Genomic DNA, 13,004 nt, shown 5'->3' with positions numbered 1-13,004 from the left:
GCGGGCTATCAAGAGGAAACAAACCATGGCCGCACGCTTCCCGCTGCCAAACGGCGCCGTGCTGGAGATCGCACGCGTCATCGGCGCCGCCGTCCCATTCACCGCGCTGACCAATGCGAAGCCTCCGGTGGCAGCCGCTGCCGGTCACACCATCCAGAACGGCGACGTTCTGCTGGTCAACTCCGGCTGGGCGCTGATCAACGACCGTGCCGTTAAGGCATCCGCTGTTGCTGCTGACGCGTTCTCCCTGGCCGGCCTGGACACCAGTGATGTAGAGCGTTACACCGCCGGGGCTGGGGTTGGCTCTGTGCTCCCGGTATCCGACTGGGTGCAGATCTCCAAGGTAACGTCTTTCAACTCGGCCGGGGGCGAGCAGCAGTACGCTACTGTCGGGTACCTAGAAGACGACGATGACAAACAGTTCCCAACCAACCGCAACCCGACAACCCTGTCTATTGTGGTCGAGGACCAGCCCTCTGCGGCTTACGTTGAGGCCGTTGAAGGCTACGACTCTTCGAAAGAGCTTGCAGTTATTCGTCTGAAGCTGCGCAACGGTGACCATATCCTGTATCCAGGCTACGTCAGCATCACTCCAGATCCCACAATGGAGCGGAACAACGTGATGACCCGCACCATCAGCGTCGGCCTGTCGGCTCGCTCGCTTCGTTACCTGGCCGGCGCGTAAGGAATTCTCATGGCGAAGATCAAAATCGCGCAGAACCCCACTTTCGCTGCCGTGGTGCAGGTTCCGCGCATTGGCGCCGAGCCGGCACCGGTGGAATTCCAGTTCCGCTACATGGACCGCGTGGCCCTGTCCGCAATGTTCGACCGCTGGAACAAGGCGCGCGACGCCTGGGCGGAAAAGGCCCAGAAGGACGGCGCGACTTGGGAGGAGGTCACTACCGGGGAGATAGCCCTGCAGGCTGAGCAACTGGGCGAGATCGTTACAGGCTGGGACTTGGAGGACGAGTTCAGCGCCAAGGCCATCGTCGACCTGGTACGCACCTGTACCGGCGCACCGAAGGCAGTAATCGACGCCTACCAGGCCGCCTACAGTCCGGCCCGCTTGGGAAACTGAAGGCGGCGGCCCGGGCTTGCTACGAGCGCGGCCCGTCCGCTGAGCAACTGACGGCGCTGGGGCTGACCCTTGATGACATCGAGGAGGAGGTAGTGGAGGTCTTGCCGGATGCCTGGCCTGCCTTCCGCCTGTTCGATGCGCTGGGCACACAGTGGCGGGTGGCTTCGGGCGGCCCGTCCGGCCTGGACTACACCGCCATTCCTGCAACCGCCTCAATGCTCGGCATCAAGCGCCGCGACCTCACCGACATTTTCCCCGATCTCCGCGTCATGGAGGTTGAGGCCTTGGCCGTCATGGCCGAATCGATGGAGTAGATCATGACCACCATTGCCTCTCTCGGTCTTCAGATCGACTCCGGTGATGCCGTCGAAGCCAAGGACAACCTCGATCAGCTGACGGACGCCGGCAAGCGCAGCGAGGAGTCGGCTGGGCGAACCGGTCGAGCCTGGGAGACTGCCCTGGGCAGCCTGCAGGGTGACACCCGGCAGATCGTGCAGGAACTGCAGGCGCTCAACGCCAAGCAGACAGAGTTGGCGCAGCAGATGGCCACCGTGGGGCGCGCCGTTACCAGCGCTTCCACGGCATTCAGCAGCGCCGCGGCGAACATGGGCGCGTTCCGGACCGAGGCCGCGCAGGCGGGTAAGGTGCAGGAGGCGCTCACCACCGCCACTGATGCCGGTGCCCAGGCTGGCCGGCGCGCCGCTGAATCCGCCGACGAGCAGCAGGCCAGGATTCTGGCCGTGGCCAAGGCCTCGCTGGAGGCCAGCCAGTACGTTCAATCGCTCAACCGGGCAACCGAGCAGAGTGCCGAGGTAACTGCCCAGGCTAACGCTGTATTGTCGGACAGCGCCAGTCGTCAAGCGTCCATCAATAGCCGGGCCCAGGCCCTCATCGCCACAGAAGAGCGCCAGGCGGAGGCGGCGAAGAAGGCCGCCGGCGCGCATCGGGAAGAAGGCCAGGCGCTCGAGGAGTTGCTGGGCAAGATTGACCCGACTGTCGCAGCAATGAGCCGTCTGGACCAGATGGAACAGAAGCTCAAGGGCTTCCGCGCCAGTGGCGCGCTCGATGCGGAGACATTCGGCGAGTACCAAGCGAAGATCGACCAAGCGCGTACCGCCCTGGGCGGCGCCGACACCGCGCTGAACAAGACGGGCATGACAGCCAAAGCAACGGCTGCCGCGCTGCGCGGCGTGCCGGCGCAGTTCACCGATATCGTGGTGTCCCTGCAGGGTGGCCAGGCGCCGCTGACGGTTCTTCTGCAGCAGGGCGGGCAGCTCAAGGATATGTTCGGCGGCATTGGGCCGGCGGTTCAGGCGCTGGGCGGCTATGTGGCAGGCTTAGTGAACCCGTTCACCGTCGCCGCCGCAGCAGTTGGCGTGCTGGGTTACGCCTACTACTCCGGCAGCGAGGAGGCGATCGGTTTCCAGAAGGAACTGATCAAGACTGGCAATGCCGCCGGCACGACGGCGGACCAGATGTCGGGAATGGCGCGCCAGGTCGCCGCGACCGTCGGCACCACTGGTGCCGCGGCTGAAGTGCTCACCCAACTGGCCGGTAGCGGCAAGATCGCTTCCGACAGCTTCGTCGAGATCACCGAGGCCACCCTGGAGTGGCGCTCTGCCACCGGCAAGGCGGTCGAGGAGACGGTGGCCGAGTTCGTGAAGATCGGCAAGGACCCGGTAGCGGCTGCCAAGGACCTGAACGAGCAGTACAACTTCCTGACCGCTGCAACCTACTCGCAGATCGTTGCCTTGAAGGAGCAGGGCGACACCATCGGGGCGACCAAGCTACTCACCGATACCTACGTCGATACCATCAGGAACCGCAGCAAGGAGGTCACCGAGAACCTGTCGCTGTGGGAGCGCGGGTGGAAGTCGTTGAAAGGCGAGGTGGCCGCCACTGTCGATGCACTCAATGACGTTGGTCGGGATCAGGACATCGCGAGTCGGATCGTCGACATGCAACGCCAGGTCGCCGCGGCGCAGAGCGCTGTAAATGCCGACGCTGACGATATCGATGCCCAGAAGAAGCTCACCAACGCCAGCCTTGAGCTGAAAGGTCTGATTCAGCAGCGCGACACACAGCAGGCGATTGCCCGGGCCCGCGAGCTGGATGTTCAGCGCCAGCAGGCAGCCATCGTTGCAATCGGCAAGATCGATGCGCTGGAAAAGTCTGCCAGGACCAACGCCGAGAAGCGCGCTGATGCGCTGAAGGAGTACAACAAGTCGCTGGAGGCGATCCGCAAGGTCAGCCCGAACGACGAGCGCCTGAAGCCCGAGAACATCGCCCGTGTTCAGGCCGACATCGCCAAGCAGTTCAAGGACCCTGCCGGTCGCACAGGGTCGGTCGACCTCTCAGGCTTCAACGACCAGAAGAACGCACTGAGCGCCATCCTGGCCGAGTACAAGAACCACCAGAAGGAACTGGATGCGGCGCAGAAGGCCGGCCTGATCTCCCGGGAGTCGTACGCCGCCCAGCGAGCCGCAATCATCGAGCAGCAGAAGGCCGAGGTCACGAACGCCTACGAGGCAGAGATCAAGGCGCTGGAGGAGGCCAAGGGGCGAAGCAGTACCAGCGCCCAACAGCGAATCCAGCTCGACCAGAAAATCGCCGATGCCCGCGCGGCCATGGTTAAGGCACAGAAGGACGCCGATACCGAGCTTTCGGTGCTGGCGACCAATGAGCAAGGCCGGTTGGCCAAGCAGGCCAGGGCTGTGCAGACCTACACCGACGCCCTCGACCAGCAGGTCCTGGCGCTGAGACAGCAGGGGCAGCGCTCCGCCGCCAGCCTTGGGCTCGGTGATCGCCAGCGCGGCTTGCAGGATCAGCAGAACGGCATCACTGATCGGATGAACCAGCAGCGCCTGGACCTTGCCAACCAGTACGGTGACGGCTCCCGCGGCATGAGCCTCGATGAGTACAACCAGAAGCTGGCGGCCTTGAGCAAGACCGAGAAGGACCTGCAAGAAACCACCATAGCCAACTACGACCAGATGACGGCCGCCCAGGGCGACTGGCGCAAGGGGGCGTCGTCGGCCTTCCAGAACTACCTGGAGCAGGCCCGGGATGTCGCCGGGCAGACGAGGTCCCTGTTCACGAATGCGTTCAGCTCGATGGAGGATGCGGTTGTGAACTTCGCCATGACCGGCAAGTTCTCGTTCGCGGACTTCACCAAATCGGTGCTGGCAGATATGGCGCGCATCGCGACACAGCAGGCTGCTTCTGGGCTGCTGGGAAGTCTGGTGAGCTGGGGCGTGTCGGCTGCTTCCGCTTATTTCGGCGGTGGCACCGGTAACGGCATGGAGGCAGGGTCTGCAGGCGCGGTGTCGTCCAACCTTGGCGCGTCGCAGGCCGGCTATTCCAGCGCCTACTTCCCGCAGGCGTTGGGTGGCGCTTGGTCGAACGGCGTTCAGCTATTCGCCAATGGTGGCGCCTTCACCAACTCCATCGTGAGCACTCCGACCGCTTTTGGCATGGCCGGCGGCAAGCTGGGAGTGATGGGAGAGGCTGGTGACGAGGCTGTCATGCCCCTTACGAGAACGGCGGGCGGCCAGCTTGGAGTGATGGCGGTTGGCGGCGGTGGCGGCGGAACGGCGATCAGCGTGTCCGCGCCCGTTAGCATGGTGGTGGAGGACAGGAGTAGCGAGGGCATGCAACTTGATCAAGCGCTGCTCCAGCAGAACATGCAGAAGCAAATGCAGATGGCTGCCGAGAAGGCGGTCGCTGACTCATGGCGTCCAGGTGGCGTCAGCCATCGCAATACCAGCGGGAGGCGCTGATGGCCATCGAAAAATTCAGCTGGCCAACCCAGCGCGGGGAAACGCCGGAGATCAGCTACCGGACCCGCGAGTCACGCTTCGGCGGCGGGTACCGGCAGGTCGTCGGCGACGGACCCAATAACAAGGAAGACAGCTACCCCATCACGGTTACCGGCACGAAGGCTCAGGTTCGCAAGATCATGGAGTTCTTCGATAAGCATGGCGGGGCCAAAGCTTTTTTATGGACCACTCCGCTTGGCGATCTGGGTTTGTTCACCTGCAAAGATCCCAAGCCTACCCCGGTCGGCGGCGGTCGCTTCAAGGTTGCCGCCACCTTTGAGCGGGCCTTTCACCCATAAGGAACCAGTATGTCACTGATCAAGGACATCCAGACCCTGGAGCCTGGCAGCGAAGTATTGCTATTCGAGCTGGATGGCTCGGACTTCGGTGCCGACATGCTGCGGTTCCATGGCCATGCAATTCCGCATACCCCAGAAGAGCTGGCGGCAGCCGGCGCGAATGCCGATCAGTTGCCGGCCAAGTCAATCTGGTGGCAGGGCAACGAGTATGGCGCCTGGCCGATGCAGATTGACGGCATCGAGGCGAACTCGGACGGCACCGCGGTGAGACCCACGCTAACCGTTGGCAACGTCAACGGCAGGATCACGGCGCTGTGCCTTGCCTTCGACAACCTGCTCGAATTCAAGCTGACCATGCGCCATACGATGGCGCGCTATCTGGATGCTGCAAATTTCCCCGCAGGCAACCCGGAGGCTGATCCGACCGAGGAAGCGATCGAGGTCTGGTACATCGATCAAAAGGTGTCCGAGAACGGCACCACGGTAGCGTGGGAGCTGGCCAGCCCCGGCGATGTTGGCGGAGAGACGATTGGCCGGCAGATGACCCAGCTATGCCACTGGGCGATGACCGCCGGCTACCGCGGCCCCAACTGCGGATACACCGGACCTTACTTCGACCTCGACGGCAACCCCACGGACGACCCGGCCAAGGACCAGTGTAATGGCTGCCTCGACACCGGATGCACTGTCCGTCACGGCCAAGGCAACCAACTGCCCTTCGGTGGCTTCCCGGCCGTTTCCCTCATCGCGCGGAGCTGACCATGCGCAAACACATCCTCGCCGCCGTGCAAGCGCACGCTGCTGCGGATTACCCGCGCGAGTGCTGCGGGCTGATCATCGCTGTTGGCCGCTCCCACAGGTATATGCCGTGTGAAAACGCCTCCGCCGACCCTGCTGAAGAGTTCCGGATTTCGCCGGAGCAGTATGCTGAAGCGGAAGACCAGGGCGATGTAATCGGCATCGTGCACTCCCACCCGGACGCAACTAGCAAGCCGTCGCCACGCGACCTTGCCATGTGCGAAGCCACGGGTCTGCCCTGGCACATCCTGTCGTGGCCTGAAGGCGACCTGCGTTCCATCACTCCCACCGGCCACACGCCGTTGCTTGGCCGGCCGTTCGTGCACGGCGCCTGGGACTGCTGGCAGGTGTGCGCAGACTGGTACAAGCGTGAGTGGGGCCTGGAGTTTCCCGCCTATGCACGGGAGGAGGGATGGTGGGAACAGGCAGGCGGCCCGAGCCTTTACGAGCAGGCTTACGAGGCCGCCGGCTTCTGCCGGGTCAGCCAGCCGCAGCGCGGCGACATGATCGTCATGGCCGTTGGGCGTACCGCCCACCCGAATCACGCCGGAATTTACCTGGGCGACACCGCGCAGCTGCCCGAGGAGCATGCCCAGGCCTTCGGGCCAGGCCCCTTTATGCTGCATCACCTGCTCGGAAGACCATCAGAAATCATCGTGTTCGGCGGTCCCTGGCTAGACCGGACGCGTCTTGTGTTGCGTCATCGGGACGCGAACTGAAGCGGCTAAGCCGCGGGAGTGCTAATGACCCATTCACCAACACCTGCATTGGAAGAAGTAAATAAAAGGATCGAGACCTTGGAGGCTCGACTCAGCATGGAGTCGAGCTTGAGGATGGCTTACGAGGCGCTGCTAACAGCGCGGGTCGAGGATTTGGCCGAACATATTAAGCAGTTGCAGCGATCTGCTTGAGCTTGGCTCGCGCGAGATCTTCAATTTCCTGGATGGAGTAGGCACCGAGGGGTTTCGTCGAAAGATCTAGCTCGACCATTAGTTGGGTGCCGGTTCCGTCGCTAAGACCTGCTACGGCTTTTGCAGGGATTACCAGGTTAAGCTGAACAAGTTTTGTAGCCATTGCATTCTCCATAAGGTATCTGCGCCTTGATGGCATGCCCCAGTCCATGGGCTTTCCGGCAACGGACCAGGGCGGTTCGTTGGAGGAGCAAAGCTACTATGGCGAAATGCTGGCGCGGTACTGGCATTTCATCCACGCTGGATGCTTGGCCAGGCCGGCTGGTACAGTCGCCGTTTTCAAGGGAGGGATGTCATGCGAGTTCTGATCGGAGCAGTGGGGCTGGCTTTGGTGGCTGGATGTGCAAGCGTTGCCGAAACGCGGAGTAATCCGCCACTCGTGGTTTTGGAGTCACATAAGCCAGCTAGAGATGTCGCGGAGTGTATTCGTGATAGTTGGCAGAGCACGACCGTCCTGGGCGCAAGCGTCGGCGGAATTCTGCAGTCATCTGGCAAGCGCTACTCGGTTCTCGCGCCAGATGCGCAGGCCCCTTTGCACCTCGTGGATGTAGTGCCAGGAAAGGATGGCTCCACGGTTCGATATCATTTCTATCGCACATGGCAGTCACCGCTGGCGCGGGTCACCGACGCGGTTAAGGCCTGCGCCCAGTAAGCCACTCACTCTACTCAAGCCACCTTCGGGTGGCTTTTTTGTTTATGGAGGAAAGTAATGCCCCCCTTAGCGATTGAATATCAGCCAATGACCAACGTACTGCTATACGGCAAGCTTCGACAGTTCGGTCGGTGTTTCAGGCTCTCTGTTCGATCTCCTGCAGAAGCGATCAAGGCCCTCTGTATCCAAGTACCTGGCTTTGAACAGTTCATTGCTAATGCCAAGGCGGAGGGTCTCGAATTTGCCATCTTCCGCGGACAGAAAAACTTGGAGGAAAAGGAGCTCGGTTTCGGAGGAAGTGGCGATATTCGCATAGCCCCAGTGATTGCCGGGAGCAAGCGTGCCGGCGTTCTGCAGACCATCATCGGTATTGCGATTGTGGCCTTGGCCTGGTGGAACCCGCTCGGCTGGTCTGCTGCTACTGCTCTCGCTGTTGGTATGGGTGGTGGCTCAATGGCAGTGGGCGGTGTGATTCAAATGCTGAGCCCGCAGGCTCAAGGGCTCAGCATGAGTGGCGCTCCCGAGAACCTGCCGTCCTACGCCTTCGGCAGCGCCAAGAACACCACCGCCAGCGGCAACCCTGTCCCTATCTGCATCGGCGACCGCCGCTGGGGCGGGGCGATTATCTCTGCCTCCATCGAGGCGCAAGATAAGGTCTAGTCAGTTGACTGCCTTGCACTTTTTCAGTACTTTTCAGCTACGTTGTACAAGTTGCATGAGATCGGCGCCTAACGGCGCTTTTTTTATGCCTGTAGAAATGCCAAAGCCCCGGACGTGAAAGCGTGTCGGGGCTTTTTTGTGCCCGCGAATCCCCTCGGGGATACCGGTGCAGGCTAGGTCAGATCAACCGAAAAGGGACGGTTTTGCTCCGCCTACGCCCCTGCCTGCACCGCCTTCTTCAGGCGGAAGGAGCTACCCATGAACAACAACGTCATTCCGTTCCACTATGAAGGCCAGGCCGTTCGCTTCAATAGCGAGGGCTGGGTCAACGCTACCGATGTGGCCAAGCGATTTGGCAAGCGTCCAGTGGATTGGCTCAAGCAGGAAGATACCAAGCTGTACATGCAGGTGATGGCGGATGCTTTGGGCTTAGACACCAAAGTGACTCAGGGTCACTTTGGTCTGGTGCGTACTGCTCGCGGCGGCAAATCTCCGGGGACATGGCTCCATCCGAAGCTGGCGGTCGTGTTTGCGCGATGGCTAGATATGAAGTTCTCAGTCTGGTGCGACCTGCACATTGACGCTCTGCTGCGCGGTGAGCTGAATGAAAAGCAGCAGTTCGATCGTGCTTGCCGCGCGCTGGACGATGGACAGCAGGTCGCCAGCCTAAGTGGACGCGAACTGGCTCGATGGAAGGGGCGCAAACCCGCTCTGGTTCATCAGGTCGAGTACTGGCGCGAACAACTTCAGATGACGTTAGGACTCGATGCGGCCTGAGCGCCGCTCGACATAGCAACCGCCTCCGGGCGGTTTTTTATTGCCCGGAGGAAAGCATGGGCCCAGCAGATCAACTGGATATCACTGGCGCCAAGGGCGGCAGCAGCAAGCCGAAAACGCCTGTCGAGGCTCCTGACAGCCTACAGTCGACCAACATCGGCAAGATTCTAATTGCCGTGGGCGAGGGTGAGTTCGACGGCGCTCCCACTGACCGTGACATCTTCCTCGACAATACCCCGATCGTTGATACCAGCGGCAATGTGAATTTCCCCGGGGTGAAGTGGGAGTGGCGACCAGGTTCGGTCGAGCAGGACTACATCCAAGGCATCCCGGCGATCGAGAACGAGACCACCGTTAATGTGGAGCTGCGTAGCGACAATCCATTTGCCCGCGCTCTGAGCAACACCCAGCTCTCGGCTGTGCGCGTGCGAATGGTCTGGCCGCGCCTGGCGCAGCAGGACAGCAGTGGCAATACCAATGGCTACCGCATTGAATACGCCATCGATATCGCTACCGATGGTGGCGCCTATGTCGAGGCACACTTGGGGGCGGTGGACGGCAAGACCACCAATGGCTACCAGCGCTCGGTGCGCGTGAACCTGCCAAAAGCAACGTCCGGCTGGATGCTGCGCGTGCGTCGCATCACTCCGAATGCCAACAGCGGCACTGTGGCCGACACGATGACCATCGCTGGCTACACCGAGATCATCGACGAGAAGCTGCGCTACCCGAACACCGCGCTGCTGTACATCGAGTTCGATGCTCAGCAGTTCCAGAACATCCCGGCCGTGACAGTGAAGTGCAAGGCTAAGCGCTGGCCTGTGCCGAGCAACTACGATCCTATTGGGCGTACTTATACCGGCGTATGGGACGGCACCTTCAAGCAGGCTTGGACCAACAACCCCGCGTTCGCCACGTATGGTATCTGCGTGGAGGACCGTTTCGGCCTGGGCAAGCGCATCAAGTCGTGGATGGTCGACAAGTGGGAGATGTACCGCATTGCGCAGTACTGCGATCAGCTGGTGCCGGATGGGATGGGCGGGCAAGAGCCGCGCTATCTGTGCGACATGAACCTGCAGGGCCGCGCCGAAGCCTGGACGCTGCTGCGTGACTTGGCAGCCATCTACCGGGGTATGGTGTATTGGGCTCACGGCTCGCTGTTCATGCAGGCGGATATGCCGCGCGCCCAGGACATCGATTACGTCTTCACCCGGGCCAACGTGATCGACGGCGACTTCGTGTACGGCGGCGCCGAGCGCAACACCCACTACAGTCGGGCGCTGGTCAGCTATGACAACCCGGCCAACAACTATGACACCGACGTGATTCCGGTGACCGATTTGGCGCTCCAGCGCCGGTACCGGGACCGTCCGATCGAGATTTCGGCCATCGGCTGCACTCGGGCCTCCGAAGCCCAGCGCCGCGGCAAGTGGGCGCTGCTGAGCAACAGCCAAGACCGCACCGTCACCTTCAAAACCGGCATGGAGGGGCGCATTCCGCTGCCGGGCTACGTCATTCCTGTGGCTGACGAGCTGGTGGCGGGCCGTCCGAATGGCGGGCGGATCTCTGCGGCTGCCGGTCGCGTCGTGACACTGGACCGTGACACGCCGATCAAAGCTGGTGACCGCCTGATCCTGAACCTGCCGAACGGGACCGCCCAAGCCCGGACGGTGCAGTCGGTCAGCGGCCGAGCCGTCACGGTGACCGTTGCTTACGGCGTGCAGCCAGAGCCTCAGCTGCAATGGGCAATCGACTACGACGACCTGGCGGTGCAGCTCTTCCGGGTACTGAAAACGGTTCGAACCCAGGAAGGGGAGTACGAAATCACGGCGCTCGAGTTCAATCCGAGCAAGTTCGCGGCCATCGATACTGGCGCCAAGCTGGACGAGCGCCCGATCAGCGCCATCCCGATAACCGTTGTGCCACCGCCGGCCAGCGTCTCGCTGACTTCGGCCTACGCCGTGGATCAGGGCATCGCCGTCAGCACCATGACTATCGCCTGGCCGGCAGTGCAGGGCGCGGTAGCCTATGACGTGGAGTGGCGCAAGGACAGCGGCAACTGGGTACGCCTGCAGCGGACCGGAACCACCTCGGTGGACGTGGTCGGCATCTATGCGGGCGCGTACCTGGCCCGCGTGCGCGCCGTCAGCTCCTTCGACATCACCTCGATCTGGCGTGATTCGACGCTCACAGAGCTGAAGGGCAAGGAAGGCGCGCCGCCTGCTGTGACCTACCTGTCTGCCGAGCCGCTGATCTTCGGTATATCGCTCAAGTGGGGCATTCCGCCCGGTGCGGAGGATACCCAGCGCACTGAGATCTGGTACGGCCCAACGAACAGCCTGGAGGCGGCTACCAAGTTGGCCGATCTGGCCTTCCCTCAGACCGAGTACGTGATGCAAGGTCTGGCTGCGGGGGTGTCGTTCTTCTTCTGGGCTCGACTCGTCGACCGGACAGGAAACATTGGCCCCTGGTACCCAGTTGGTAATGGCGTGCTGGGTCAATCAGGCTCTGACGGTGGTCCTGTGCTGAGCCTGCTGGGAGGGCGTATCACTAAAAGCGAATTGGGTCAGGATATTCTGGAGTTGATTACCCAGATCCCGGGCCTACAGGATCAGATCGACGCGCTCGGTGGGCTTCAAGCCTACGTCAAAGAGCAGCCGTACCAAAAGGGGCAGATGGTTGTTGGCGATGGACGAATTTACCAGGCCAAGCAGGACATCCCTGCAGACCCAACCGGGGCGAGCGCTCCCCCGAATCCCGCCTTGTGGGATGACGTGGGCCAGTCCCTTGAAGCCGCCAATGGCTTGGCCCAACAGGTCGCGACCAACACCGCTGATATTGCCGAAGTAGACGGGAAGGTAACGGCCACTGCCGGCAGCCTCCAGGCTTTGCGAGCCTCGGCCCGCGAAGACAATGGCGAGGGTGACCTGCTGGACGCTCTGAAGGGATGGGATAGCACCGCGAGCTATGCCCAGGAAGTCAAGGTCCTGGCTGAGGCTGACTTTGCGCAGGCACAGCGCACGACAGCACTCGACGCCCGGGTCGGAACGAATGAGGCAAATCTCACCGAGCTTGAAAGCGTTGTAGCGACGAACGAAAGCGCCACAGCTTTGAAGATTTCCCAGCTGGGCGTGACCGTTGGCCAGAATACGGCTGCCATTCAAGAAACGTCGAAGGTTACGGCTGATCTGTCCGGCGACCTCAGTTTGATGTGGAGCATGAAGTTCCAGCTGAATGCGAGCGGACAGTTGGCCTACGCAGGCATTGGGGCAGGCATCAAGAACGGGCCTGGCGGGCTGCAGTCAACACTGCTTTTTACCGCCAACCAGATCGCTTTCGCCAATCCAACCACCCCGGGCGCGATGGATTATCCGTTCATCATCAGTAACGGGCAGAACTTCTTGGGCTCAGCCTTCATCCAGGACGGCACGATCACCAACGCCAAGATCGGCAGCTACATCAGCTCGACCAACTATGTGGCTGGTCAGTTGGGATGGATCTTGAGCAAGGATGGCACCTTCGAGATCAACGGCAGCGTTGCAGGCCAGGGTCGATTACTGATCAACAACCAGCGGCTGCGCATCTATCACGCCAACGGCAATCTGGCGATCGACTTGGGAGTGAACGTATGACGGCAGGCCTGAAGGTCTATGACCCGAGCGGCCTGTTGTTGCTCGACATGACCAGCTCGATCAGTCAGATGATCGGCTACGTGGACACGGGGGCGGCCAACGGGTCGCTCTCGATTCCCCTGGCACCTGTGGGGAAAACGCTCTTCTACGCCATCACTGAGCTTTCTGCCCAGAACAAGTACTTGGGAAAACGACCTGGTGTGACGCTGGCGGTCGGGGTGTCCAGCGCAACACTGTCCTGGCAGTACTCATACCCCGGCGGGTGGGGATTTTACTCCCTGAATTGTCGAATTCATTACGGATATCGCTAATGTCAGCA

The 13,004-nt window shown here is 61.6% G+C and carries 12 protein-coding genes; 11 read left to right on the top strand and 1 reads right to left on the bottom strand.

Going from position 1 to position 13,004, the window contains the following annotated elements; genetic code table 11:
- Nucleotides 1-25: 25 nt before the first annotated feature.
- Genes APH33_RS00270 through APH33_RS00240 form a run of 7 tightly spaced genes read left to right on the top strand, consistent with a single transcriptional unit; the run spans nt 26 to nt 6,712 of the window.
- Entirely contained in the window at nt 26-685 is a 660-nt protein-coding gene (locus tag APH33_RS00270; protein ID WP_023662702.1) for a phage tail protein, read from the top strand.
- Nucleotides 686-694: 9 nt separating this feature from the next.
- Nucleotides 695-1,078 (top strand): phage tail assembly chaperone, encoded by a 384-nt coding sequence (locus tag APH33_RS00265; RefSeq protein WP_023662701.1) that lies wholly within the window; start codon nt 695-697, stop codon nt 1,076-1,078.
- Complete coding sequence (locus APH33_RS00260; protein ID WP_371263228.1) at nt 1,075-1,392, top strand: DUF1799 domain-containing protein; 318 nt, start codon at nt 1,075-1,077, stop codon at nt 1,390-1,392. The genes APH33_RS00265 and APH33_RS00260 overlap by 4 nt, the downstream gene beginning before the upstream one ends.
- Nucleotides 1,393-1,395: 3 nt before the next feature.
- Nucleotides 1,396-4,857 carry a phage tail tape measure protein gene (locus APH33_RS00255; RefSeq protein ID WP_054883245.1) on the top strand — a complete coding sequence of 1,154 codons (3,462 nt, stop codon included), beginning with the start codon at nt 1,396-1,398 and terminating at the stop codon, nt 4,855-4,857.
- Complete coding sequence (locus tag APH33_RS00250; RefSeq protein ID WP_023662120.1) at nt 4,857-5,195, top strand: phage tail protein; 339 nt, start codon at nt 4,857-4,859, stop codon at nt 5,193-5,195. The genes APH33_RS00255 and APH33_RS00250 overlap by 1 nt, the downstream gene beginning before the upstream one ends.
- Before the next feature lie 9 nt (nt 5,196-5,204).
- Complete coding sequence (locus APH33_RS00245) at nt 5,205-5,954, top strand: phage minor tail protein L (protein WP_023662119.1); 750 nt, start codon at nt 5,205-5,207, stop codon at nt 5,952-5,954.
- Nucleotides 5,955-5,956: 2 nt separating this feature from the next.
- The gene (locus APH33_RS00240) at nt 5,957-6,712 is read left to right on the top strand and encodes a C40 family peptidase (RefSeq protein ID WP_054883244.1); all 756 of its coding nucleotides are present in this window, start codon (nt 5,957-5,959) and stop codon (nt 6,710-6,712) included.
- A 166-nt stretch (nt 6,713-6,878) separates the two neighbouring features.
- Here the strand turns inward: APH33_RS00240 and APH33_RS00235 are convergent, their stop codons facing one another.
- A complete protein-coding gene (locus tag APH33_RS00235) occupies nt 6,879-7,067 on the bottom strand; it encodes a hypothetical protein (protein WP_054883243.1) in 189 nt (62 codons plus the stop codon).
- Between the two features lie 606 nt (nt 7,068-7,673).
- Between APH33_RS00235 and APH33_RS00230 the strand changes: the two genes are divergently transcribed.
- From APH33_RS00230 to APH33_RS00215, 4 genes are all read left to right on the top strand, one after another.
- Entirely contained in the window at nt 7,674-8,276 is a 603-nt protein-coding gene (locus APH33_RS00230; protein WP_054883242.1) for a tail assembly protein, read from the top strand.
- Between the two features lie 258 nt (nt 8,277-8,534).
- Nucleotides 8,535-9,053: a KilA-N domain-containing protein gene (locus tag APH33_RS00225; protein ID WP_024087007.1), complete on the top strand. Its 519-nt coding sequence runs from the start codon at nt 8,535-8,537 to the stop codon at nt 9,051-9,053.
- A gap of 56 nt (nt 9,054-9,109) precedes the next feature.
- Nucleotides 9,110-12,685 carry a phage tail protein gene (locus tag APH33_RS00220; RefSeq protein ID WP_054883241.1) on the top strand — a complete coding sequence of 1,192 codons (3,576 nt, stop codon included), beginning with the start codon at nt 9,110-9,112 and terminating at the stop codon, nt 12,683-12,685.
- Nucleotides 12,682-12,996 (top strand): hypothetical protein, encoded by a 315-nt coding sequence (locus APH33_RS00215; protein ID WP_054883240.1) that lies wholly within the window; start codon nt 12,682-12,684, stop codon nt 12,994-12,996. The genes APH33_RS00220 and APH33_RS00215 overlap by 4 nt, the downstream gene beginning before the upstream one ends.
- The last annotated feature ends 8 nt before the right edge of the window (nt 12,997-13,004 follow it).

The organism is Pseudomonas sp. NBRC 111130, from assembly GCF_001320485.1.
In the GTDB taxonomy this organism is placed as follows: domain Bacteria; phylum Pseudomonadota; class Gammaproteobacteria; order Pseudomonadales; family Pseudomonadaceae; genus Aquipseudomonas; species Aquipseudomonas vlassakiae.
The sequence above is the reverse complement of the archived record's forward strand: the minus strand, read 5'-3'. Positions and strand labels throughout refer to the sequence as shown.